Consider the following 24237-nt stretch of genomic DNA (forward strand, 5'->3'; position numbering starts at 1 on the left):
ATCAGTTTAGAACGGCGGGACGGCCGGCAGCGCGGCGCCGTGACTGTCGAGCGTGCGCCCGTCACCGCGCCCGGTGAGCCAGCCGAGCAGCGCCGGAGCCGGGCCCGACACCACCAGCGGAGCGGAGCCCTCCGCCCCGGTACGCCACCGCCTGCCGTCGTCCGTCCGCAGTTCCAGCGCGGGCAGGTCCGCCCGTCCCGCGAACTTCACGGTGGCAAGGAAGTTCAGCTGGGCGCCGACGAACGCGGCGGGCAGCCGGACGAGGGTGTAGCCGACACCCAGGTCGACGTGGTGCAGCTCCACCTCGCCCAGTCGGCGCAGCAGCAGCCGGTCGGCCCGCTCGATCACGCCGTTGCGCATCTCGACCCGGTAGTCCCGGCGTTCGGGCGGCAGCGCCCGCGCCGCGGCGTCGAATCGGCCGGCGCTCTCCCGGAGATCGTCCAGATGCGCCGACAGTGAACGTCCGGCGTCCCGTTCGATGTCGGCGTCGCGGGCCGTCGCGCTGGTGTACATGGGTGTGGGGACGCCGGTACGGGCCGAATTGAGGAGGTTGACGAGGGCGTCCGCGTTGCGCGCGATGTGGGCCAGGAGGTGGCCGCGGGTCCAGTCCGGGAGCAGGGACGGTTCACCGATCGCGGCGTCGTCGAGCGTGCCGACGGAGTCGAGGAATCGGCCGGTGGCTTCCTGGACGGCTGCCAGATCGTGCGCGAAGTCAGGCGCGGTATCGGTCATGTTCCGAAGCTAGCGCCGCGGCGGCGACTTCGGGAGACCACCGGGGCGGGGCGGCCCCCGGTCACCGCCCCGTTCCGGCCTCAGGCCGCGGCGTCGCCAGGCGCCCCGAACCAGCGGCGCAGCGCGTCGTCGAGACCGTCCAGGGTGGCCGGGGAAATGTCAACGGCGTGGGTGCCGCCCGCTTCCTGTTGTGGTGACGCCGAGGTTGACGTCGGCCCGTCGGCCCGGTCCGCGGCCCACGCCGTGCAGCCGTCGGGGCGGACCAACAGCCCGGCGAGCGCAGGGCGTTCCGGGCAGGCGGCGGTCAGCACCCGGACCCGGTCCGAGTAGCCCGCGGCGCGTGTGCGCAGGTCGGCGTCGTCCGCGAGATCGAGCAGCAGGGCGCAGCCGGAGTGCATCAGGTCGCCGAGCCTGTTGCCGTCGGCCAGCGGCAGGTCGGGGGCGCTGCGGCCGGTCAGCGGATGGTCGCCGGGAAGGTCGTAGCGCTGCTGGACGCCGGAGATCTTCTTGGCGAAGAAGGTGGTGGCGTCGATGGTGCCGGACAGCTCGGCGATGATGTTCCGCAGGGCGCGGGCGTGCGGTTCCGGGCGCATCAGGGCCACTTGGGCGCGTGTCCATTCCAGGACCCAGGCGCCGAGCGGGTGGCGTTCGGCGGTGTAGGTGTCCAACAGGCCGTCCGGTGCCCAACCGTGGACCGTCGCGGCCAGCTTCCAGCCGAGATTCACGGCGTCCCCGATGCCGAGGTTGAGCCCCTGCCCGCTGAACGGCGCGTGCACGTGCGCGGCGTCGCCGGCGAGCAGCACCCGCCCCTTGCGGTAGTCGGGCACCTGGCGGGCGTTGTCGGTGAAGCGGGTGGCCGAGTGCACCTTCGTGACGGTGACGTCCACACCGGACGTGTGCCGCAAGGAGTTCTGCAACTCCTCGGCGGTGATGGGCGCTTCACGGTCCGCGGGCGGCCCGCCGAATTCGACGGTGAGTATCCGGCCGGGGAACGGGCCGTGCGCGTACGTGCCGGTGTCCGTCCGGTTCCAGCCGATGCCCAGCGCATCGGCGCCGGTCAGCTCCACGATCGCCTGATGACCGGTGATCTCGGGGGCGGTGCCGGGGAACGGGAATCCGGCGAGCCTGCGGACCGTGCTGCGCCCCCCGTCGCAGCCGACCAGCCAGCCGGCGCGCAGGTCGCCGCCCGTGGTGCGTACGGTCACGCCGTCCGCTCCGGCGTCGAAGCCGGTCAGTTCCACCCCGCGGCGCACGGTGACGCCGAGGGCATCGGCGCGCGCGGCGAGCAGCCGTTCCAGGACCGCCTGCGGTGCTATGCCGATGGTGTCGGCGGGGCCCGCGGACGCCAGCTCCGGGTCGTCCGCGTCCAGCAGGTCGCCGCGCAGCATGATTCCCGCGAAGTGCCCGGCGAACCGCGGCGGTTGGCCGGGATTCGCCGACGCGCCCGCGAGGTTCCGCTGCCGCAGGAACGCGTCGAAGCCTTCCAGGGCTTCGCGCTGCACCTCCGCGAGGGCGGGCAGCAGCCCGCGCCGGTAGAAGGCCGTGGCGCTCGGGGTGTTGATCGACCCCGCCTTGATCGTCGTATCCACTTCGGTCAGCCGTTCCAGGACGGTGACCTGCACTTCTGCCAGTGCGAGTTCGCAGGCCAGCATCAGCCCCACGGGGCCGCCCCCTGCCACGATCACGTCCGCGTCACCATGTGTCATGAGAAAGAGTGTAGTGACTAAAAAAATATCGCGGCTAAAATTTTGGCCACGGGGGTGCGAGTGGTGCGGAAGGTGCGACGGAAGTGAACGGTGCGGGAGTTGGCGCGGTGGGCGAGGGTGCCGGGGATGCGGGTGAGGAGGGGCTCACCCTGCGCGAGCGCAAGAAGTGGCGGACCCGGCAGCGGATCTCCGGCGAGGCGACCAGGCTCTTCATCGAGCGCGGCTTCGACCGCGTCACCGTCGCCGAGATCGCCCGCGCCGCCGAGGTCTCCACGATGACGGTCTTCAACTACTTCCCCCGTAAAGAAGATCTCTTCCTCGACCGGATCCCCGAAGCCAGGGAACTGCTCGTCCGCGCGGTCCGTGAGCGCGGCACGGACGAGACGCCGCTCGGCGCGCTGCGGCGGCTCGGGCGGGATCTGGTGGCGGCGCGGCATCCGCTGGCGGGGGTGGGGGAGGACTTCGCGCACTTCTGGCGGACCGTGGCCGAGTCCCCGGCGCTGCGGGCGCGCGGGCGCGCGGCCGTCGAGGAGATCGAGGGCCTGCTCGCCGTGGAGCTGGCGCGGGCGGGCGGTGCCGGTGGCCCGGAGTCCCGGCTGGCCGCCGCGCTGATCGTGGCCGGGTGGCGTGCCGTCTACGCGGAGGTGGTGGGCAGGCAGCTCGACGGTGACCCGGTGGACGCGGTGGCCGTTGAGTATGCGGAGACGCTGGAGCGGACCTTCGATGCGCTGGAGCGGGCGCTCCCCGTCCTGCGGTGAGAGGAAACGGCGGCCAACGGTGCTGACCTGCGGGGGAGTGGCGAGGGGTGAGGCCGGGGCGGCGCCGGGAAGGATCCGGCGTCGCCACACGTTTGAGTGAAGCGGGCAGACGTCCGCCGTAAATCGAATGCGCGTGCTATAGGCTCGTGTGTGGCATCACTAAGACAGTGCCGTGGCGGTCCCCATACCCTGGGGCAGGGGCTCCGCTCCGCTCCGCCACCTCTGCTCATCCACCGAGCGGCGGATGCGATCTCCGCGGCTCCCGCCCCCCTCCAGAAAGGTGCCGACCGGCGTGGCCGACCGTCTCATCGTTCGTGGCGCTCGCGAGCACAACCTCCGCAACGTCTCGCTCGACCTCCCCCGCGACTCCCTCATCGTCTTCACGGGGCTCTCCGGGTCGGGCAAGTCCTCGCTCGCCTTCGACACGATCTTCGCCGAGGGGCAGCGGCGCTATGTCGAGTCGCTCTCCTCCTACGCCCGGCAGTTCCTCGGGCAGATGGACAAGCCCGATGTGGACTTCATCGAGGGCCTGTCCCCCGCGGTCTCGATCGACCAGAAGTCGACGTCCCGCAACCCGCGTTCCACGGTCGGCACGATCACCGAGGTCTACGACTACCTCCGGCTGCTCTTCGCGCGCATCGGCAAGCCGCACTGCCCCGAGTGCGGCCGCCCCATCGCCCGGCAGTCGCCGCAGGCCATCGTCGACAAGGTGCTCGAACTGCCCGAGGGCAGCCGCTTCCAGGTGCTCTCCCCGCTGGTACGGGAGCGCAAGGGCGAGTTCGTCGACCTCTTCTCCGACCTCCAGACCAAGGGCTACAGCAGGGCGCGGGTCGACGGCGAGACGATCCAGCTCTCCGAGCCGCCGAAGCTGAAGAAGCAGGAGAAGCACACCATCGAGGTGGTCGTCGACCGCCTCACGGTCAAGGACAGCGCCAAGCGCCGGCTGACCGACTCCGTGGAGACCGCGCTCGGGCTCTCCGGCGGCATGGTCATCCTCGACTTCGTCGACCTGGACGCGGACGACCCGCAGCGCGAGCGGATGTACTCCGAGCATCTGTACTGCGCCTACGACGACCTCTCGTTCGAGGAACTGGAGCCCCGCTCCTTCTCGTTCAACTCGCCCTTCGGCGCCTGCCCGGACTGCACCGGCATCGGCACCCGCATGGAGGTCGACCCCGACCTGATCATCCCCGACGAGGACAGGTCGCTCGACGAGGGCGCGATCCACCCCTGGTCGCACGGCCACACCAAGGACTACTTCGGCCGCCTGGTCGGCGCCCTCGCCGACGCGCTCGGCTTCCGTACGGACATCCCGTGGGCCGGGCTGCCGCAGCGCGCCAAGAAGGCGCTGCTGCACGGCCACCGGACCCAGATCGAGGTCCGCTACCGCAACCGCTACGGCCGCGAGCGGGCCTACACCACCCCGTTCGAGGGCGCCGTGCCGTTCATCAAGCGGCGGCACAGCGAGGCGGAGAGCGACAGCAGCCGGGAGCGCTTCGAGGGCTACATGCGCGAGGTGCCCTGCCCGACCTGCGAGGGCACCCGCCTCAAGCCCATCGTGCTCGCGGTCACGGTCCAGGAGAAGTCGATCGCCGAGGTCTCGGCCATGTCGATCAGCGACTGTGCCGACTTCCTGCGGGACATGAAGCTCAACGCCCGCGAGAAGAAGATCGCCGAACGCGTCCTCAAGGAGGTCAACGAGCGGCTGAAGTTCCTGGTCGACGTCGGCCTCGACTACCTCTCGCTGAACCGCGCGGCGGGCACGCTCTCCGGTGGCGAGGCCCAGCGCATCCGGCTCGCCACCCAGATCGGCTCCGGCCTGGTGGGCGTCCTGTACGTCCTGGACGAGCCGTCGATCGGGCTGCACCAGCGCGACAACCACCGGCTGATCGAGACCCTGGTGCGCCTGCGCGACATGGGCAACACCCTGATCGTGGTGGAGCACGACGAGGACACCATCAAGGTCGCGGACTGGGTGGTGGACATCGGCCCCGGCGCCGGCGAGCACGGCGGCAAGGTCGTGCACAGCGGCCCGATGAAGGAGCTGCTGACCAACAAGGAGTCGATCACCGGCCAGTACCTGTCGGGCAAGAGGGCCATCGCGACGCCGGAGATCCGCCGGCCCGCCGACCCCGCCAGGCAGCTGACGGTGCACGGCGCGAAGGAGAACAACCTCCAGGACATCGACGCCTCCTTCCCGCTCGGCGTGCTGACCGCCGTCACCGGTGTCTCCGGCTCCGGCAAGTCGACGCTGGTCAACGACATCCTCTACACGCACCTGGCACGCGAGCTGAACGGCGCCAAGTCCGTGCCGGGCCGGCACACCCGGGTGAACGGCGACGACCTGGTCGACAAGGTCGTCCACGTCGACCAGTCGCCGATCGGCCGGACGCCGCGCTCCAACCCGGCCACCTACACCGGCGTCTTCGACCACGTCCGCAGGCTGTTCGCGGAGACGATGGAGGCCAAGGTCCGCGGCTATCTGCCGGGGCGCTTCTCCTTCAACGTCAAGGGCGGCCGCTGCGAGAACTGCTCGGGCGACGGCACGATCAAGATCGAGATGAACTTCCTGCCGGACGTGTACGTCCCGTGCGAGGTCTGCCACGGCGCGCGCTACAACCGCGAGACGCTGGAGGTGCACTACAAGGGCAAGTCCATCGCCGAGGTGCTGGACATGCCCATCGAAGAGGCGCTGGACTTCTTCGAGGCGGTACCCACCATCTCCCGTCACCTCAAGACGCTCCACGAGGTCGGCCTCGGCTATGTCCGTCTGGGGCAGTCCGCACCGACCCTCTCCGGCGGTGAGGCGCAACGCGTCAAACTGGCAAGCGAGTTGCAGAAGCGCTCCACCGGGCGGACGGTCTACGTCCTGGACGAGCCGACCACCGGCCTGCACTTCGACGACATCAGCAAGCTGATCAAGGTGCTGTCGGGGCTGGTCGACAAGGGCAACTCGGTGATCGTCATCGAGCACAACCTCGACGTGATCAAGACCGCGGACTGGGTCGTGGACATGGGCCCCGAGGGCGGCAACGGCGGCGGACTGATCGTCGCCGAGGGCACCCCCGAGGAGATCGCCTCGATCCCGGCCAGCCACACCGGCAAGTTCCTGCGGGAGATCCTCGGCGACCGCGTCAGCGACGCCGCGTCCTCGGGGAAGCCGGCGAAGAAGACGGCCGCCAAGACCGCGGCGGCGAAGAAGCCCGCCGCGAAGAAGACGGCGGCCAAGAAGACGGCGAGCAGGGCCCGCCGGGCCTCCTGACCCCGTCGCCGGCGACACCGGAACGGGCCGCCGCCCCTCATCCTCCCCGGATCCGATGGACCGGGGCGCGAGGGGCGGCGGCCCGTTCGCCGTGCGGCGGCCGCGCCCGACCGGCCCTGGCTAGCGACCCGCCAGCTCTGCCGCGTACGGCGGTTCGGCGCCCGCGCGGGAGCAGGTGACGGCGGCGGCGCGGGCGGCGAAGCCGAGGATGTCGCGCCAGTCGCCGGGCCGGAGCGACGTCACGGCGGTGTGCGAGAGCGCGTCATGGGCGGCGAGCCGGTGCAGCAGCGCCGCGTTGACCGTGTCGCCCGCGCCGATCGTGTCGACGACCTCGACCCGCTCGCCGGGTACCGTCACCTCGCCGTCGGGTGTCAGCACGCTCAGCCCGTCACCGCCGCGGGTCAGGACGACCGCCGCGGGGCCCGCGGCCAGCCACTCACCGGCGGCCGCGGCGATCACCCCGGCGGCGTCCGCGCCCCCGGCGTCCGAACTCCCCGAGCCCGCGGCCCGCGCCGCCGGGCCCGGCCCCTGCTGCTCCTCCCCGCCCGCGAGCCAGAGCGCGTCCTCCTCCGAGAGCTTCAGGAGGGTCACATACGGCAGCCAGGACCGGAAGCGGGCGCGGTAGGCGGCCGGATCCGTGATCAGACCGGCCCGGATGTTCGGATCGAGCGCGGTGAACACCCCGCGCCCGGCCTCGCGCCGCAGCAGCGCCTCGTACGCGCTCGCGCCCGGCTCCAGCACCAGCGAACAGGTGCCGAGCGAGAGCGCACGGGCTTCATCGGGCAGGGTGGGCGGCAGGGCGAACAGGCGGTCGGCGGTGCCCTCCGCATAGAAGCCGTAGCCCGCCGAACCGTCCGGGCTGATATCCGCCAGGGCCAGCGTGGTCGGCTCGTCGCCGCGCTGCACCAGACAGGTGCGCACGCCGGCCGTGCGCAGTCCGTCCAGGAGGGCCTCGCCGAACGTGTCGGCCGAGACCCGCGAGCAGAAGGCGGTGTCCGAGCCCAGCCGGCCGAGCGCGACGGCGGTGTTGTACGGCCCGCCGCCGCGCCGCGGGAGCAGCGCGGGCAGTCCGGCCCCGGGCAGCGGGTCCTGCGGGCCGGGTACGAGGTCGATCAGGGCTTCGCCGGCGACAACGATCACGGGGTGCGGTTCCTTTCCTGAGCGGCCGGGGCCGGTGACGGGGAGAGCGTGTAGCGGGCCGCAAGCCCTGCGGCAGGGCATCCGCAGGAGGTGCGGTGCACCAGCGTGCAGGGGAGGCGGAGGGTGCGCGGCGGCCGGGCCGGGTCCGCCAGCCGGTCCAGCAGCAGCCGGACCGCGGCGGCCCCGATGTCCTTGCTGGGCTGCGCGACGGCGGTCAGGCGCGGCGCGAACAGGTCGGCCCAGGAGAAGTCGTCGAAGCAGGCCAGCGCGATGTCGTGGGGCACCTGGAGGCCGCGCGCGGCCAGTGCGTGCAGGGCGCCGATGGTCATCGCGTTGTTGGCGGTGATCACGGCGGTGGGCGGCTCGGGGGCGGAAAGCAGCTGGTGGGTGGCCTGCTCGGCGCACGCAGCCTCGGAGTTGCCACCGGCCAGCAGTCCGGGCGCGAACGGCAGCCCGCGGGCGCGCAGGCCCTCGCGGTAGCCCTGGACACGTTCGGTGGTCGTGCTGAGCCCGGGGAGGCCGGCCACCAGGCCGATCCGGGTGTGCCCCAAGTCGGCGAGATGCTCGACGAGTTGGCGTACCGGACCGGCGTTCTCCGCGCACACCTGGTCGTGGTCTTCGCCGACCAGCCGGTCCAGGAAGACGGTCGGCATCGACCGACTGGCCAGGTAGCCGGTCATCTCCGACGGCTCGGCGGACGGCGCGACGATCATGCCGTCCACCCGCCGCTCGTGCAGCAGTTGGACGACCTTGCGTTCATGGACCGGGTCGTCGTGCGGGTCGGCGATCAGCAGGCTGTAGCCCGCCTCCAGGGCGCCCGCCTCGACTCCCTGGAGGATCTCGGTGAAGTAGGGGTTGCTGATCGCGGAGACGGCCAGGCCGATCGAGCGGGTGCGGGCGGTGACCAGGGAGCGGGCGAGCGTGTTGTGCGTGTAGCCCAGTTCGTCGATGGCGCCGAGCACCGCCGCCCGGGTGCCGGGGCGGACCGGCCGGGTGTCGTTGAGTACGTGCGAGACGGTGGCGACGGACACCCCTGCGCGCCGGGCCACATCGGCCATCGTGGTCATCCGGATCTTCCTTCCTGCCGCTGCGCATCCCGCGCGGGGTGCGGCGTCGAAGAGGTCCATCACAGCGCAGACGTAAACGCTTGCGCAAGCGTTTACGCGCAAGCTACCTTCCCGGCATCCCACCCGCACCACGTCGTGAGGAGGCGCCGATGCGCGCTCTCGTGGTCACCGAACCGGGCAAGCCCGGCAGCACCGCCGTCACCGAACTGCCCGACCCCGAGCCCGGCCCCCGAGAAGTCGTCGTACGCGTCACGTCCTGCGGGCTGTGCGGCACGGACATGCACCTGCTCGGCGGCGAACTCCCCGCCGCGCGCTACCCGTTGGTCCCCGGGCACGAACTGACCGGCCGCGTCGTGGCGGTGGGCGAAGCGGTCACGGGGCCGGCCGTCGGCGCCCGGGTCGCCGTGGACCCCAACATGCCCTGCGGTGCCTGCCATTACTGCCGCATCGGGCGCGGCAACCTCTGCGAGGACTACAGCGCCGTCGGAGTCACCCGCAACGGCGGTTTCGCCGAGCTGGTCGCCGTCCCCGCGAGCTGCTGCTACGCGCTGCCCGACGACCTCCCCGAGGCCGCCGCCGGGCTCGTCGAGCCGCTGTCCTGCGCGGTGCACGGCCTCAACCGCCTGCCGCGCCGCCCCGGGGAGCACTACCTGATCTACGGCGCCGGCACCATGGGCCTGATGATGGCCGCTCTGGTGCGGACCGCGGGCGCCGCATCGGTCTCCGTCGTCGACCTCAACGAGGACCGCCTGGCCTTCGCCGAGTCCTTCGGCGTCGACGCGGCCGTCACCGACGCCGGCAGGCTCGGCCGGACACCGGGCTTCGAGGTCGTCGTCGATGCGACCGGTGTCATCGCGGCCATCGAGGACGGTCTGAGCCGGGTGCGCCGCGGCGGGACGTTCCTCCAGTTCGGCGTGGCCGACCCGGCGCGCGCCGCCTCCTTCTCGCCGTACCGCGTCTACCACCACGAGATCGACATCATCGGCTCGATGGCGGTGCACAACAGCTTCCAGCCGGCCATCGATGTGCTCGCCGCCGGGCTCGATCTCACCCCGCTGGTCAGCGATGTCCACGGCCTTGACGGCTTCGACGAAGCGGTGAATCGTTTCCGCGCGGGCGCCGGCCGCAAGATCCATATCGCCCCGCAGCAGGGCTGACCGCCGCGCCCGCACGCATCGGGAACGTGCTGGTCCGGGGCTTCGGGGCCTCGGCGGCAGCGGAACAACCCCGACCGGTATCGTCGGAGGCCGGTATTCCCGCCCCGTGATCTCTGGAGCAGCCATGAGCCAGTCCCCCGCCCGCCGAACCGTGCTGCGCGGGGCCGCGCTGGTGGGAGCCGCGGGCTTCGGCGTGGCGGCGTGCTCCACCGGCGGCTCGGGCCAGGCGTCGGCGGTGCCCACCGAACCGGTCGACCTGGGGACCGCGGCCGACGTCCCGGTCGGCGGCGCCAAGCTCTACCGCGAGGACCGGCTGGTCGTCTCGCAGCCCGCCAAGGGCGAGTTCAAGTGCTTCAGCGCCAAGTGCACCCACGCCGGCTGCATCCTGACCGAGGTGCAGAAGGAAGAGGGCAGCTGCCCCTGCCACGGCAGCCGCTTCGACGTCACCACGGGCAAGGTCCTCCAGGGCCCGGCCACCGAGCCGCTGCCCGAGGTACCGGTCAAGGCCAAGGGCGGCAAGCTGATCGCGGGCTGAACCGCGGGGCGCACGCCGGCGCCCGGCCCCGCCGCCGCGTCACCCCCAGTCCCACCCGATCCCCAGGATCCCGGGCCGCACCCCCTGCTCCACCAGGTGGACGGCACGGTGCCGGCCGCTCAGTGTCAGCTCCTGCCTGCCGCTGCGCGGGGCGCCGGCCGAGACCTGGGTGAAGCGGCGGCACCGCACCGGGAGCGCGGTCTCGTCGAACCGCACCTGGAGGACGTACTGCCCGCCGGCGAAGCGGAAGCCGCGAAGGTACTCGCTGCTCGGGCCGCCGCTGCCGTCCTCGAAGACATAGCCGAAGACGTGGGTGTCACCGGCCCGCAGCCGGGCGTCGAACAGCAGCTCGGCGACCACCACGCCGGCCGCCGCGTCCCCGCGCACCCGCCCCAGCCGGCAGTTCTCCGCCGCCCGCACCGCCACCCGGGACGGATCGCAGCCCGCCTCACCGCGATGGATGGCGACGTACCTGTCGACGCCGTCCCGGTGCGCGCGCACCACCTGGAGCGACTCGCGTTCGCTCAGCTCGCGGCGCGGCCCGATGCGGACGCGTTCGTGATGCCCGATGGTGTGCAGCCCGTCGTCCGCCGGCGTCTCCAGCTCGGCGAACAGCTGCTGCAGCGCTTCGGCCGGCTCCACCAGCGTGCGGTACGAGCGGGCGACGGGCCGCTCCGTCTCCTGGCGCGCACCACCCTCGGGCACCAGCAGCCGGTGCAGCGAGCGCGCCGGCAGGTCGAGGACCTCCTCCAGGGCACGCACCGCGCGCAGGGATTCGGGACGCTGCGGCCGCCGTGCGCCCTGCTGCCAGTAGCTGAGGCTGGTCACCCCGACCCTGATGCCGCGCTGCGCGAGTTTGTGCTGGACGCGGTGGAGCGCCAGGCCCCGTACGGTCAGCGCGCTCCGCAGCGCCAGATGGAAGGGCCCGGTCCGCAGCAGTTGCTCCAGCTCGGCCGACTCGGGAGTGTTCTGTGCCATGTCCTCAACCCTCCGGCGCGCAGGTGAATGTTCACAACCGGATCGCACGCCGCGCGCTCTCCCCGCCTGTTCACTGCAGTACGCCGGGCACCGGCCGTTCACACCCGGGCCCCTGCGTCCACACCCCCATGTCACCCCGCATTGAAGCGTGTTGACCTGCCTCCGACAACACCCGATGCTCCTCAGCAGCATCCGGATGCGCTCCTCCACCGCTCACCCCCCTCGTTCGGGAGGAACGCCATGAACCGTGCACTTTTCACCCGCCGCAGATGGCTGCCGGCCGCCGCGCTCGCCGTGGCGGCACTGACCGCGCTGCCCGGCGCGACCGCCACCGCAGCCCCCGCCGCAGCCCCCGCGGCCACCGCACACGCCGGCTCGGCCGCTCCCGCGCCGCGTGCCGCCAACCGCCTCGACATCTCGATGCAGGCCCAGGAGAACTCCAACTGGTGCTGGGCCGGCTCCGGTAACACCATCGCCACCTGGTACGGCAAGAACTACAGCCAGAACCAGTTCTGCAACGCCGCGTTCCAGCGCCAGCAGAACAGCAACTGCCCGAACAACCAGGCCACCCTCGGCAACGTCCAGAACGCGTTCGACTGGATGGGCATCAACCCCGGCAACTACGTCTCCGGGTACCTGAACTACAGCACCGTGCAGAACGAGATCAACGCCAAGCGGCCCATCGAGACCCGTATCCAGTGGTCGTCCGGGGGCGGCCACATGCACGTCATCTACGGCTACGACACCGCGAACAACTGGGTCTACTGGGGCGACCCCTGGCCCTCCAACAGCCGCTACAACTGGGGCGATTACCAGTACTACATCAACGGCAGCGAGTTCTCCTGGACCCACTCCCTCTACCGGATAGGAGCCTGAGGCCATGACGCAGCGCACCGTTGTACGCGCCGCCGCAGCCGGCACGCTCGCCACCCTGCTGACCGGCCTCGCACCGCAGGCATCCTGGGCCGCCCAGAACCCCGCGCTCCCGAAGGCACCGGCCGCCACGAGTGTCGCCGCCGCCCACGAAGCGGCCGCCGCCCCCGCGACGCTCGACACCCTCTCCCGGTTCTTCGCCCGGGACGGCGCCCTCGCCAGGTCCCAGGCCGCGCCGCGCATCGAGGGCAGCACCGTCCCGGTCTACGCGCTCTCGCCCGACTTCGTCCGCGGCAAGGCCGGGGCGCCGGTCGCCGAACTGGAATTCCTCGCCAGCAAGGCCGTCGCGTCCGACGGCCGAAAGGCATCGGTGTGGACCGTCCGGCAGGGCGCCACCTGGAAGGTCGTCAACATCGCCACCGGCGACGACGAGACCCGCTACGCGGCGGCCGGAGCCAGGACCGCCAAGGGCGGCACCGTTTTCCACGAACCGCAGATCGACGCCTGGTACGTCCAGCACGGCGACCGCATCCAGCCGCTGGACGCCGAGGCGAAGAAGGCCGTCGGCGCGCACGGCACCACCGTCGCCGCCTATCAGCAGCGGGTCTCCAAGGCGTACGGCGACAAGCTCCCCGGCTCCGCCTACGCCAAGCGCGGCGAGGCCGGCGGCTTCGGCGAGGCCGCCGGAGCGGCCGCCCCCGGCAGGACGAACCCCGGCAAGGAGAACCCCGCCACGCCGGCCACGACCACCGCCGCCGCGGTGGAGGACAGCACTCCGGTGACCGCGGCATCGGCCGTCGCCGGTGTGGCCGCCCTGCTCGCCCTGGGGCTCTCCGGCACCGTGGCGCTGCGCCGCCTGCGCCGCCGCTGAACGGGCGCCCCGCCGGGCGGGCGCCGGCCGTCCGCCTCCCCGCAGCCGGCCGGCACACGCTCCGCGGGCCGCGCACCGACGCGCAGGGGCCCCGGCCCGCCGACGATGCCGGGCCCCGGTCCCTGCGGACCACCGGCCCGCGGCCGCGCCTCCCGCGCGGCCGCGGGCAGTCCCCGAACGGACCCGCTGATTGTCAGTGGCGGTCAGTAGGGTGGTGGTCATGGCAGACCCCAGCAGCTACCGACCCAAGCCGGGACAGATCCCCGACTCGCCGGGGGTCTATAAGTTCCGCGACGAGCACGGCCGGGTCATCTACGTCGGCAAGGCCAAGAGCCTGCGCCAGCGCCTGGCCAACTACTTCCAGGACCTGGCCGGCCTCCACCCCCGTACCCGCACGATGGTCACCACCGCCGCATCCGTGGAATGGACCGTCGTCTCCACCGAGGTCGAGGCGCTCCAGCTGGAATACAGCTGGATCAAGGAGTTCGACCCGCGCTTCAACGTCAAGTACCGCGACGACAAGAGCTATCCGTACCTCGCGGTGACGCTCAACGAAGAGTTCCCCCGCGTCCAGGTCATGCGCGGCGCCAAGAAGAAGGGCGTGCGCTACTTCGGCCCCTATGGCCATGCCTGGGCCATCCGCGAGACCGTCGACCTGATGCTCCGCGTCTTCCCCGTACGCACCTGCTCCGCAGGCGTCTTCAAGCGTTCCGCGCAGATCGGCCGGCCCTGCCTGCTCGGCTACATCGGCAAGTGCTCCGCCCCCTGCGTCGAGCGGATCTCCGCCCAGGAGCACCGCGAACTCGCCGAAGACTTCTGCGACTTCATGTCCGGACGCACCGGTGCCTACATCCGCCGCCTGGAACGCAGGATGCAGGACGCCGCCGAGGAGATGGAGTACGAACGCGCCGCCCGGCTGCGCGACGACATAGTGGCGCTCAAGCGGGCGATGGAGAAGAGCGCCGTGGTGCTCGCCGACGCCACCGACGCCGACCTGATCGCGGTCGCCGAGGACGAACTCGAAGCCGCCGTCCAGATCTTCCACGTCCGCGGCGGCCGGGTCCGCGGCCAGCGCGGCTGGGTCACGGACAAGGTGGAGGCCGTCACCACCGCAGGACTGGTCGAACACGCCCTCCAGCAGCTCTACGGCGAGGAGCAGGGCGACGCGGTCCCCAAGGAGGTGCTGGTCCCGGCGCTGCCCGAGCCCGCCGAGCCGGTCCAGCAGTGGCTCTCGCACCGCCGTGGCTCTCAGGTCTCGCTGCGCATCCCGCAGCGCGGCGACAAGAAGGACCTGATGGCCACCGTCGGGCGCAACGCCCAGCAGGCCCTGGGACTGCACAAGACCAAGCGGGCATCCGACCTGACCACCCGCTCCCGTGCCCTGGAGGAGATCGCCGGGGCGCTCGGCCTGGAGTCCGTGCCGCTGCGCATCGAGTGCTTCGACATCTCCCACCTTCAGGGGGACGACGTCGTCGCCTCGATGGTGGTGTTCGAGGACGGCCTCGCCCGGAAGAGCGAATACCGCCGCTTCCAGATCAAGACGTTCGAGGGCCAGGACGATGTCCGGTCCATGCACGAGGTCATCGGCCGCCGCTTCAAGCGCTACCTCCAGGAGAAGCAGAAGTCGGGGGAGTGGACGGAGGAACCCGCCGCGGACACCGGCGCGGCGGCGGACGGCAACGGCGAGGCCGGCGCCGTCGACCGTGCCGCGGCCGCCGCCCTGGAGCCCGACCCCATGGCCGGCCGCCCCACCGACGACGACGGCCGCCCCAAGCGCTTCGCCTACCCGCCCCAGCTCGTGGTCGTCGACGGCGGCGCCCCGCAGGTCGCCGCCGCCCGCCGGGCCCTGGACGAACTCGGCATCGACGACATCGCCGTCTGCGGCCTGGCCAAGCGCCTCGAAGAGGTCTGGCTGCCCGGTGACGACGACCCGGTCGTCCTGCCGCGCTCCAGCGAGGGCCTCTACCTCCTCCAGCGGGTACGCGACGAGGCCCACCGCTTCGCCATCGGCTACCAGCGCAGCAAGCGCGGCAAGCGGCTGAAGTCCTCGCCGCTGGACGAGGTCGCCGGGCTCGGCGAGAGCCGCCGCCAGGCGCTGCTGAAGCATTTCGGCTCGCTCAAGAAGCTGCGGGCCGCGACCGTCGACGAGATCTGCGAGGTCCCCGGCGTCGGCCGCAAGACCGCGGAGACGGTCCTCGCGGCGCTGGCCGGAGCCGCACCGGCCGGCCCCGCCGTGAACACCGCCACAGGAGAGATCATTGAGGATGACGGGGCCACACCGGCCGCGTTGTCATCGGAACGGGGGCAGGACAGATGAGCACACCGCACGAAGCGCAGGAATCCGAAAGAGACGGTGCACAGGTGAGTACGGGCACGATGCGCGAGTCCGACCAGGGCGAGAGCGCCGCGATCCCCGAGCTGGTGATCATCTCAGGCATGTCAGGAGCGGGCCGGAGCACCGCGGCCAAGTGCCTGGAGGACCTCGGCTGGTTCGTCGTCGACAACATCCCGCCCGAGTTGATCCCCCCGATGGTGGACCTGGGCGCCCGCTCGCAGGGCAACGTCGCAAAGATCGCCGTCGTCGTGGACGTCCGCGGCCGCCGCTTCTTCGACAACCTCAAGGAATCGCTGGCCACCCTCGACGCGCAGAACGTCAAGCGCCGGATCGTCTTCCTGGAGTCGTCCGACGAGGCACTGGTCCGCCGCTTCGAATCGGTCCGCCGCCCGCACCCCCTCCAGGGTGACGGCCGCATCGTCGACGGCATCGCCGCCGAACGCGACCTGCTGCGCGAACTGCGCGGCGACACCGACCTGGTGATCGACACCTCCAGCCTCAACGTCCACGAACTCCGCGCCAAGATGGACGCCCAGTTCGCCGGCGAAGAGGTCCCCGAACTGCGCGCCACGGTCATGTCGTTCGGCTTCAAGTACGGCCTGCCGGTCGACGCCGACATGGTCATCGACTGCCGCTTCATCCCCAACCCGCACTGGGTTCCCGAACTGCGCCCCTTCACCGGCCTGAACGAAGAGGTCTCCGACTACGTCTTCGACCAGCCGGGCTCCAAGGAGTTCCTGGACGGCTACGCCGAGCTGCTGCGCATCGTCGCCAACGGCTACCGCCGCGAGGGCAAGCGCTACGTGACCGTCGCCGTCGGCTGCACGGGCGGCAAGCACCGCAGCGTCGCCATGTCCGAGAAGCTGGCCCGCAGGCTGGTCTCCGAAGGGGTGGAAACCGTCACCGTCCACCGCGACATGGGGCGCGAGTGACCGGCCGGGCACTGCGGCTGCGCCGGGTCCGCAAACTGGTCCCCGGCAGCCGCTCGAACAAGGGCGCCACGCCCAAGGTGGTGGCGCTCGGCGGCGGCATGGGCCTGTCCGCCTCGCTGGCCGCGCTGCGCCGGATCACCGGCGACCTCACCGCCGTCGTCACGGTCGCCGACGACGGCGGCTCCAGCGGCCGGCTCCGCGACGAACTGGGCGTCCTGCCGCCCGGCGACCTGCGCAAGGCCCTGGCGGCCCTGTGCGGCGACGACGACTGGGGCCAGACCTGGTCGCGGGTGATCCAGCACCGCTTCCAGAGCAGCGGCGAGCTGCACGGTCACGCCGTCGGCAATCTGCTGATCGTCGCCCTGTGGGAACAGCTCGGCGACCACGTCCAGGCGCTTGACCTGGTCGGCAAGCTGCTCGGCGCGCACGGCCGGGTGCTGCCCATGTCGGCCGTGCCGCTGGAACTCCAGGCCCAGGTCAAGGGCCACCACAAGGGCCGCCCCGAGGAGGTCGCCACGGTCCGCGGCCAGGCCACGGTCGCGCTCACCCGCGGCGAGGTGCAGTCCGTGCACGTCGTCCCCGAGGACCCGCCGGCCGTCCCGGAGGTGGTCGCCGCGGTCCGCGACGCCGACTGGGTGGTGCTGGGCCCCGGCTCCTGGTTCTCCTCCGTCATCCCGCATCTCCTGGTGCCCGAACTGCGCGAGGCGCTGGAGGAGACCAAGGCCCGGAAGGTCCTCTCGCTCAACCTCGCGCCGCAACCCGGCGAAACCGATGGCTTCTCACCGCAGCGTCATTTGGAGGTTTTGGCCCGACACGCCCCTAAACTCGCCTTCGACGTGGTGCTGGCCGACCAGGCCGCCGTGCCCGACATCGAGGGACTGACGACTGCCGCCAAGCAGCTCGTCGGCAGCGAGGTCGAGCTGGCGGCGGTCGCCGCACAGGGCGACGCCTCCCGGCCGACGGCCGGCGGCGCCTCCGCCAGGCACGACCCCGAGCTGCTGGCCGCCGCGTACGACCGTATTTTTCGGATGCATGGAAGGATCGGCCCATGGCGATGACGGCAGCGGTGAAGGATGAAATCTCCCGGCTCCCCGTCACCCGGACCTGCTGCCGGAAGTCGGAGGTCTCGTCGATCCTGCGGTTCGCGGGCGGTCTGCATCTGGTGAGCGGCCGCATCGTGATCGAGGCGGAGCTGGACACCGGCATCGCGGCCCGCCGGCTCCGCAAGGACATCCTGGAGATCTTCGGGCACTCCTCCGACCTGGTGGTGATGGCCCCCGGCGGCCTGCGGCGCGGCAGCCGCTACGTCGTCCGTGTGGTGGCCGGCGGCGACCAGCTCGCCCGGCAGACCGGCCTGGTGGACGGCCGCGGCCGCCCCATCCGCGGGCTGCCCCCGCAGGTGGTCTCCGGCGCGACCTGCGACGCCGAAGCCGCCTGGCGCGGCGCGTTCCTGGCGCACGGCTCGCTGACCGAGCCGGGCCGCTCCTCGTCCCTCGAAGTCACCTGCCCCGGACCGGAGGCCGCGCTCGCGCTGGTCGGCGCGGCCCGCCGGCTCGGCATCGGCGCCAAGGCCCGCGAGGTCCGCGGCGTGGACCGCGTCGTCGTACGGGACGGTGACGCGATCGGCGCACTGTTGACCCGCCTCGGCGCCCATGAATCGGTCCTCGCCTGGGAGGAGCGGCGGATGCGCCGCGAGGTCCGCGCCACCGCCAACCGTCTCGCCAACTTCGACGACGCCAACCTCCGCCGCTCGGCCCGCGCCGCGGTCGCCGCGGGCGCCCGGGTCCAGCGGGCCCTGGAGATCCTCGGCGAGGAGGTCCCCGAGCACCTCGCGGCGGCCGGCCGGCTGCGCATGGAGCACAAGCAGGCTTCGCTGGAGGAGCTGGGCGCACTCGCCGACCCGCCGCTCACCAAGGACGCGGTCGCGGGCCGGATCCGCCGGCTGCTGGCGATGGCCGACAAGCGGGCCCAGGATCTCGGGATCCCCGGCACCGAGTCGAACCTCTCCGAGGAACTGGCCGACGGCATGGTCGGCTGACGTTCCGGCCACCGGCGGCCGACCGGCCGCCGTGCTCCCGCTGGTTCCCGGGGGCCGCCGTCGGCCACCGGCCGCTGCCCTCACCCCCTCTCAAACCCCGCTCGCCCCCGGCCCTGCACGTGGCTCCGGGGGCGTCGCGCATCCCTGTCCGGAAGCGCCGGGCGAGTGTGCCGAGGCGGCTCCTGTCAATGTCACGTACCTCTCGTATTGGAGGTAGGGTCGGAGGCGGTCGGGGACATCCCATACAGCTCGCCGGTATCGCGCCGGCGCACCAACGAGGAGATCGGTTTCGTGACGATCCGCGTAGGCATCAACGGATTCGGCCGCATTGGTCGTAACTACTTCCGCGCGCTCCTGGAGCAGGGTGCGGACATCGAGATCGTCGGTGTCAACGACCTGACCGACAACGCCACCCTGGTACACCTGCTGAAGTACGACACCATCCTGGGTCGTCTCAAGCAGGACGTCAGCCACACCGACGACACCATCACGGTCGGCAACCAGACCTTCAAGACGATGGCCGAGCGCGACCCCGCGAACCTCCCCTGGGGCGAGCTGGGTGCCGACATCGTCATCGAGTCGACCGGCATCTTCACCAAGAAGGCCGACGCCTCCAAGCACCTCGCCGCCGGCGCCAAGAAGGTCCTGATCTCCGCGCCCGCCAAGGACGAGGACATCACGATCGTGATGGGCGTCAACCAGGACAAGTACGACCCGGCCAGCCACAACGTCATCTCCAACGCCTCCTGCACCACCAACTGTGTGGCGCCGATGGCCAAGGTTCTCCTGGAGAACTTCGGCATCGTCAAGGGCATGATGACCACGGTGCACGCGTACACCAACGACCAGCGCATCCTGGACTTCCCGCACAGCGACCTGCGCCGTGCCCGTGCCGCCGCCGAGAACATCATTCCGACCACCACGGGTGCCGCCAAGGCCACCGCCCTGGTGATCCCGGAGCTGGCCGGCAAGCTGGACGGCATCGCCATGCGCGTGCCGGTCCCCACCGGTTCGGTCACCGACCTGGTCATCGAGCTGGAGCGCGAGGTCACCAAGGACGAGGTCAACGCCGCCTTCCAGAAGGCGTCCGAGGGCCAGCTCAAGGGCATCCTGGAGTACACCGAGGACCCGATCGTCTCCTCGGACATCGTCAACTGGCCGGCGTCCTGCACCTTCGACGCCTCCCTGACCATGACCCAGGGCAAGAGCGTCAAGGTCATCGGCTGGTACGACAACGAGTGGGGCTACTCCAACCGTCTGGTGGACCTGACCACCTTCGTCGGCGGACAGCTCTGATCTCCCCCAGCTGACGCTGGGCGGTGCCCGCATGCTGCACGGGCGCCCAAGCACCGAGATGTAGCGGACGGGGCTCGTACGACGCGACGGCGCGTCGTACGGGCCCCGACCCATGACTGATCTGATGCAACGGAGTCAACTAGTCATGAAGACGATCGACGAACTCATCGCCGACGGGGTCGAGGGCAAGCGGGTATTCGTCCGCGCCGACCTGAACGTGCCGTTCGACGGCACGACCATCACCGACGACGGCCGGATCCGCGCCGTCCAGCCGACGATCGCCAAGCTCGCCCAGAACGGCGCCAAGGTCATCGTCGCCTCGCACCTGGGTCGCCCCAAGGGCGCCCCGGACCCGGCCTTCTCGCTCGCCCCCGCCGCCGCCCGCCTGGGCGAGCTGCTCGGGCGCGAGGTCGCCTTCGCCACCGACACGGTCGGCGACGCGGCGAAGGCCGTCGTCGGCGGCCTGGGCGACGGCGAGGTGGCCGTCCTGGAGAACCTGCGCTTCAACGCCGGTGAGACCAGTAAGGACGACGCCGAGCGCGGCGCCTTCGCGGACCGGCTCGCCGAGCTGGCGGACCTGTACGTCGGCGACGGTTTCGGTGCCGTGCACCGCACGCACGCCTCCGTCTACGACCTCCCGGCGCGGCTCCCGCACGCCGCGGGCGGCCTGATCGCCACCGAGGTCGGCGTCCTGAAGAAGCTCACCGAGGACGTCAAGCGCCCCTACGCCGTCGTGCTCGGCGGAGCGAAGGTCTCCGACAAGCTCGGCGTGATCGACCACCTGCTGGAGAAGGCCGACCGCATCCTCATCGGCGGCGGCATGGCGTACACCTTCCTCAAGGCCCAGGGCCACGAGGTCGGCATCTCGCTGCTCCAGGAGGACCAGATTCCGGCCGTTCTGGAGTACCTGGAGCGCGCCAAGGAGAAGGGCGTGGAGTTCGTCCTTCCCGTCGACGTGCTGGTCTCCGCGGACTTCCCCGACCTGAAGACCAAGGCTCCGGCGCACCCCACCACGGTCGCCGCGGACGCCATTCCGGCCGACCAGGAGGGCCTGGACATCGGCCCGGAGACCCGCAAGCTGTACGCGACGAAGCTCGCCGACGCGGCCACCGTCTTCTGGAACGGCCCGATGGGCGTCTTCGAGCACCCCGATTACGCGCAGGGCACCCAGGCCGTCGCGCAGGCGCTGCTGGACTCGTCCGCCTTCACCGTCGTCGGTGGCGGTGACAGCGCCGCCGCGGTCCGGCAGCTCGGCTTCGACGAGAACGCTTTTGGCCACATTTCGACCGGCGGTGGCGCCAGCCTCGAATACCTCGAAGGCAAGACGCTCCCCGGCCTCGCCGCACTGGAGGACTGAACAACGTGACTGCTCTTAACGAGGGCCGCACCCCGCTGATGGCGGGCAACTGGAAGATGAACCTCAACCACCTTGAGGCCATCGCGCACGTCCAGAAGCTCGCCTTCGCGCTCGCCGACAAGGACTACGAGGCGGTGGAGGTCGCGGTGCTGCCGCCGTTCACCGACCTGCGGTCCGTGCAGACGCTGGTCGACGGCGACAAGCTGAAGATCAAGTACGGCGCCCAGGACCTCTCGGCGCAGGACTCCGGTGCCTACACCGGTGAGATCTCCGGCGCGATGCTGTCGAAGCTCAAGTGCACCTACGTGGCCATCGGCCACAGCGAGCGCCGCCAGTACCACGGCGAGAACGAAGAGGTCTGCAACGCCAAGGTCAAGGCGGCCTACAAGCACGGCCTCACCCCGATCCTCTGCGTCGGCGAGGGCCTGGACGTCCGCAAGGCCGGCAACCAGGTCGCGCACACCCTCGCGCAGATCGACGGAGCCCTCGACGGCGTCCCGGCCGAGCAGGCCGAGTCCATCGTGATCGCGTACGAGCCGGTGTGGGCCATCGGCACCGGCGAGGTCGCCACCCCCGAGGACGCGCAGGAGGTCTGCGGTGCGATCCGCGGCCGCCTCGCCGAGCTGTACAGCCAGGAGCTGGCCGACAAGGTCCGCATCCAGTACGGCGGCTCGGTCAAGTCCGGCAACGTCGCGGCGATCATGGCGCAGCCCGACGTCGACGGCGCGCTGATCGGCGGCGCGGCGCTGGATGCGGACGAGTTCGTGAAGATCGTCCGCTTCCGCGACCAGTAGCAGCTATGACGACGGGCCCGGCCCGTCGTACCCTGTCGGGGCCGGGTCAGGCGCGCACGCGCCGCCCGGCCCCGCACGATTTCGCCGTCGTGCGGCGTCGCGACTGTCGCCGGCAGGCGTCAGCACCATCGATACCGTCCGTCAGTCCTAGAGAGTTGGTCCAGCCGTGGTCATCGGGTTCTCGATCGCCCTCATCGTCTTCAGCCTGCTGCTGATGATGCTGGTGCTCATGCACAAGGGGAAGGGTGGCGGCCTGTCCGACATGTTCGGTGGCGGCATGCAGTCGTCCGTCGGTGGCTCCTCCGTCGCCGAGCGGAATCTCGACCGCATCACCATCGTGATCGGTCTCCTCTGGTTCGCCTGCATCGTCGCCCTCGGTGTCCTGATGAAGCTCGGTAGCTGACATACCGTCGGAGGCGCGGCCTATCATGAGGGCGGCGTCCTCGGGCGGGGTGTAACTCCTGTCACTGGACGCGCGTTGGGCCTTACATAGACTGGAGCGCCCGCAGCGCAGCGGCAGTGAGATGCTTTGCAGCACCATGACGCAGGGAGTTACGACCGTGGCAAGTGGCAACGCGATCCGAGGAAGTCGGGTCGGGGCGGGGCCGATGGGGGAGGCCGAGCGCGGCGAGTCCGCGCCGCGTACCCGCATCTCCTTCTGGTGCTCCAACGGGCACGAGACACAGCCCAGCTTCGCCGGTGATGCGCAGGTTCCGGACACCTGGGACTGCCCGCGCTGCGGCTTCCCGGCAGGCAAGGACCGGGACAGCCCGCCCGACCCGCCGCGCACCGAGCCGTACAAGACGCACCTCGCGTACGTCCGGGAGCGCCGGAGCGACGCCGACGGTGAGGCGATTCTCGCGGAGGCGCTCGCCAAGCTCCGCGGCGAGATCTGACGGGCGAGCAGAAACGACTCACGGCCCGGTTCGGAGGGAACTGCCCCTCCGGACCGGGCCGTTCGTGTGTCCCGCTCAAGTCCCGCTCGGACCGCCCCGGTCGACAGCCTGTCCGTAACCTGCGGCAGTGGCCCGGGAGTTGGCCCGAGCCCGTTGTCAGTGCCCCCGCCTATCGTGTGCGTAGCGGTGGGGGAGCCGGGACGGGGACGGTATGGCGGATGTGGGGGCGGGGGCGCCGGGAGGTGTCGTCCTTGCGTGGCGCGGCGGGTTCGGCAGGCTGTGGAGCGCGGCGGCGGTCTCCCGCTTCGGTGACGCGCTGCGCGGCACCGCGCTGCCGCTGCTGGCGTATGCCCTGACCGATTCACCCGTGCTCATCTCGCTCGTCACCGTCTGCGGTTTCCTGCCCTGGCTGTTCTTCGGTCTGCTGGGCGGGGCGCTCGCCGACCGTGTGGACCAGCGGCGGGCGATGTGGGCGGTGGATGTGGTGCGCGGGCTGCTGATGGCGGGCTTCGCCCTCGCCGTGGCGTGCGGCCTGGCCTCGATCGGGCTGCTGCTCGCGCTCGCCTTCGCGCTCACGACGCTGGAGACGCTGTTCGACAACGCGGCCACCGCGCTGCTGCCGTCCGTGGTGCCCAGGGAAGCGCTCACAGCGGCCAACGCCCGGCTGATGACCGGTCAGGAACTGGTGCGCCGGTTCGTGGGCGGGCCGGTGGCACCGGCCCTGATCGCCCTGGGGGCCGCCGTCCCGTTCCTCGCCGACGCCGTCACCTACCTCGTCGCCGCCGCCCTCGTCGCCTCGCTGCGGACCACTGCGGTGCGCCGGGAGCCAGCCACCGCCGGACCCGCGCTGCTGCGCGAAACGGCCGACGGCATACGGGTGTTGTGGCGTGACGCGGTGCTGCGCGCGGTGTGCTTCTCGGTGGTGCTGGCCAACGTCGGCATCGGCGCGCTGATCGCCACCCTCGTCGTCCTGGTCAGGGGCTGGCTGGGGGCGGGGGACGTCGGCTACGTGTGCGTGACGACGGGGTACGGCGCGGGGATGGTGCTGGGCGGGCTGCTCGCCGGACGGGTCGTGGCGGCCGCGGGTGGCGCGGCCCGTACGCTGCTCGTCGCCGGCCTCCTCCAGGCCGTGACGCTGGCGCTCTTCGGCACGGTGCGGTCCCTGTGGGCGGCGGCCGTCCTGCTCGGCCTGTTCGGCTTCGCCGGGATGGTGTGGAACGTCCTGGAGACCACGATCGTCCAGCAGCGCAGCCCCGACGGGATGCTCGGCAGGATCAGCGCCGCCTTCCGCACGGTTTCCCTGGCCGGCACCCCGCTGGGCGCGGTGCTCGGCGGGGTGCCGGCGGAGACCTGGGGGCTCAACAGTCCGGCGCTGCTGGCCGCCGTGCTGCTGGGTGCCGGCGTGCTCGTCCTGATACCCGTCCTTCCGTCGGCCGACAGCGGACAGACACCTCATATCGCGCGCTGATCAATTAGGTTGGAGGGTGGCGGGGCCGGTACGAGACGAAGA

At 71.5% G+C, this 24237-nt stretch carries 21 protein-coding genes; 16 read left to right on the plus strand and 5 right to left on the minus strand.

Translation table 11 applies throughout. The annotated features are described in order from the left end of the window. Positions 1 to 6: 6 nt before the first annotated feature. Complete coding sequence (locus tag LIU39_RS07310; protein WP_227045749.1) at positions 7 to 732, minus strand: maleylpyruvate isomerase family mycothiol-dependent enzyme; 726 nt, start codon at positions 730 to 732, stop codon at positions 7 to 9. An 80-nt stretch (positions 733 to 812) separates the two neighbouring features. Continuing rightward, entirely contained in the window at positions 813 to 2438 is a 1626-nt protein-coding gene (locus LIU39_RS07315) for an FAD-dependent oxidoreductase (RefSeq protein ID WP_227045750.1), read from the minus strand. Positions 2439 to 2521: 83 nt separating this feature from the next. Between LIU39_RS07315 and LIU39_RS07320 the strand changes: the two genes are divergently transcribed. Beyond that, on the plus strand, positions 2522 to 3196 hold the full coding sequence (locus LIU39_RS07320) for a TetR/AcrR family transcriptional regulator (protein ID WP_227045751.1): 675 nt from the start codon (positions 2522 to 2524) through the stop codon (positions 3194 to 3196). 292 nt (positions 3197 to 3488) lie between these two features. Continuing rightward, the gene (gene uvrA / locus LIU39_RS07325; protein ID WP_227045752.1) at positions 3489 to 6458 is read left to right on the plus strand and encodes an excinuclease ABC subunit UvrA; all 2970 of its coding nucleotides are present in this window, start codon (positions 3489 to 3491) and stop codon (positions 6456 to 6458) included. A 120-nt stretch (positions 6459 to 6578) separates the two neighbouring features. Here the strand turns inward: uvrA and LIU39_RS07330 are convergent, their stop codons facing one another. Then, positions 6579 to 7598, minus strand: a complete 1020-nt coding sequence (locus LIU39_RS07330; protein WP_227045753.1) for a carbohydrate kinase family protein — start codon at positions 7596 to 7598, stop codon at positions 6579 to 6581. Then, entirely contained in the window at positions 7595 to 8665 is a 1071-nt protein-coding gene (locus LIU39_RS07335) for a LacI family DNA-binding transcriptional regulator (protein ID WP_227045754.1), read from the minus strand. The genes LIU39_RS07330 and LIU39_RS07335 overlap by 4 nt, the downstream gene beginning before the upstream one ends. 149 nt (positions 8666 to 8814) lie before the next feature. On the opposite strand from LIU39_RS07335, the gene LIU39_RS07340 reads away from it, so the two are divergent. Then, positions 8815 to 9822, plus strand: a complete 1008-nt coding sequence (locus tag LIU39_RS07340) for a zinc-dependent alcohol dehydrogenase family protein (RefSeq protein WP_227045755.1) — start codon at positions 8815 to 8817, stop codon at positions 9820 to 9822. Positions 9823 to 9946: 124 nt separating this feature from the next. Then, complete coding sequence (locus LIU39_RS07345; RefSeq protein ID WP_227045756.1) at positions 9947 to 10357, plus strand: Rieske (2Fe-2S) protein; 411 nt, start codon at positions 9947 to 9949, stop codon at positions 10355 to 10357. Between the two features lie 39 nt (positions 10358 to 10396). On the opposite strand, the gene LIU39_RS07350 is transcribed toward LIU39_RS07345, so the two are convergent. After that, positions 10397 to 11335 (minus strand): hypothetical protein, encoded by a 939-nt coding sequence (locus LIU39_RS07350; protein ID WP_227045757.1) that lies wholly within the window; start codon positions 11333 to 11335, stop codon positions 10397 to 10399. A gap of 240 nt (positions 11336 to 11575) precedes the next feature. Here LIU39_RS07350 and LIU39_RS07355 point away from each other — a divergent pair, with 240 nt between their 5' ends. The 12 genes from LIU39_RS07355 (at position 11576) to LIU39_RS07410 (ending at position 24195) form a co-directional block, all read left to right on the plus strand. Further along, positions 11576 to 12211 (plus strand): papain-like cysteine protease family protein, encoded by a 636-nt coding sequence (locus LIU39_RS07355; protein WP_227045758.1) that lies wholly within the window; start codon positions 11576 to 11578, stop codon positions 12209 to 12211. A 4-nt stretch (positions 12212 to 12215) separates the two neighbouring features. Then, entirely contained in the window at positions 12216 to 13079 is an 864-nt protein-coding gene (locus tag LIU39_RS07360; protein ID WP_227045759.1) for a hypothetical protein, read from the plus strand. 220 nt (positions 13080 to 13299) lie between these two features. Further along, the gene (gene uvrC, locus LIU39_RS07365; protein ID WP_227045760.1) at positions 13300 to 15396 is read left to right on the plus strand and encodes an excinuclease ABC subunit UvrC; all 2097 of its coding nucleotides are present in this window, start codon (positions 13300 to 13302) and stop codon (positions 15394 to 15396) included. After that, positions 15393 to 16346: an RNase adapter RapZ gene (gene rapZ / locus LIU39_RS07370; RefSeq protein ID WP_227045761.1), complete on the plus strand. Its 954-nt coding sequence runs from the start codon at positions 15393 to 15395 to the stop codon at positions 16344 to 16346. Before uvrC ends, rapZ begins: the two co-directional genes overlap by 4 nt. Then, positions 16343 to 17404, plus strand: coding sequence for a gluconeogenesis factor YvcK family protein (locus tag LIU39_RS07375; RefSeq protein ID WP_227045762.1), 1062 nt, complete (start codon positions 16343 to 16345; stop codon positions 17402 to 17404). Before rapZ ends, LIU39_RS07375 begins: the two co-directional genes overlap by 4 nt. Beyond that, complete coding sequence (whiA, locus tag LIU39_RS07380) at positions 17395 to 18384, plus strand: DNA-binding protein WhiA (RefSeq protein ID WP_159504431.1); 990 nt, start codon at positions 17395 to 17397, stop codon at positions 18382 to 18384. The genes LIU39_RS07375 and whiA overlap by 10 nt, the downstream gene beginning before the upstream one ends. 291 nt (positions 18385 to 18675) lie before the next feature. Further along, on the plus strand, positions 18676 to 19680 hold the full coding sequence (gene gap / locus LIU39_RS07385) for a type I glyceraldehyde-3-phosphate dehydrogenase (RefSeq protein WP_227045763.1): 1005 nt from the start codon (positions 18676 to 18678) through the stop codon (positions 19678 to 19680). Between the two features lie 145 nt (positions 19681 to 19825). Beyond that, entirely contained in the window at positions 19826 to 21037 is a 1212-nt protein-coding gene (locus LIU39_RS07390) for a phosphoglycerate kinase (RefSeq protein WP_227045764.1), read from the plus strand. 38 nt (positions 21038 to 21075) lie between these two features. Beyond that, positions 21076 to 21831 carry a triose-phosphate isomerase gene (gene tpiA, locus LIU39_RS07395; RefSeq protein WP_227045872.1) on the plus strand — a complete coding sequence of 252 codons (756 nt, stop codon included), beginning with the start codon at positions 21076 to 21078 and terminating at the stop codon, positions 21829 to 21831. Positions 21832 to 21997: 166 nt separating this feature from the next. Then, positions 21998 to 22234 carry a preprotein translocase subunit SecG gene (gene secG, locus LIU39_RS07400; RefSeq protein WP_227045765.1) on the plus strand — a complete coding sequence of 79 codons (237 nt, stop codon included), beginning with the start codon at positions 21998 to 22000 and terminating at the stop codon, positions 22232 to 22234. Between the two features lie 157 nt (positions 22235 to 22391). Next, positions 22392 to 22727 carry an RNA polymerase-binding protein RbpA gene (locus LIU39_RS07405; protein ID WP_006606296.1) on the plus strand — a complete coding sequence of 112 codons (336 nt, stop codon included), beginning with the start codon at positions 22392 to 22394 and terminating at the stop codon, positions 22725 to 22727. A gap of 211 nt (positions 22728 to 22938) precedes the next feature. After that, positions 22939 to 24195 (plus strand): MFS transporter, encoded by a 1257-nt coding sequence (locus LIU39_RS07410; protein WP_227045766.1) that lies wholly within the window; start codon positions 22939 to 22941, stop codon positions 24193 to 24195. Positions 24196 to 24237: the final 42 nt, after the last annotated feature.

It is taken from the genome of Streptomyces pinistramenti (assembly GCF_020564935.1).
GTDB classification, from domain to species: domain Bacteria; phylum Actinomycetota; class Actinomycetes; order Streptomycetales; family Streptomycetaceae; genus Streptomyces; species Streptomyces pinistramenti.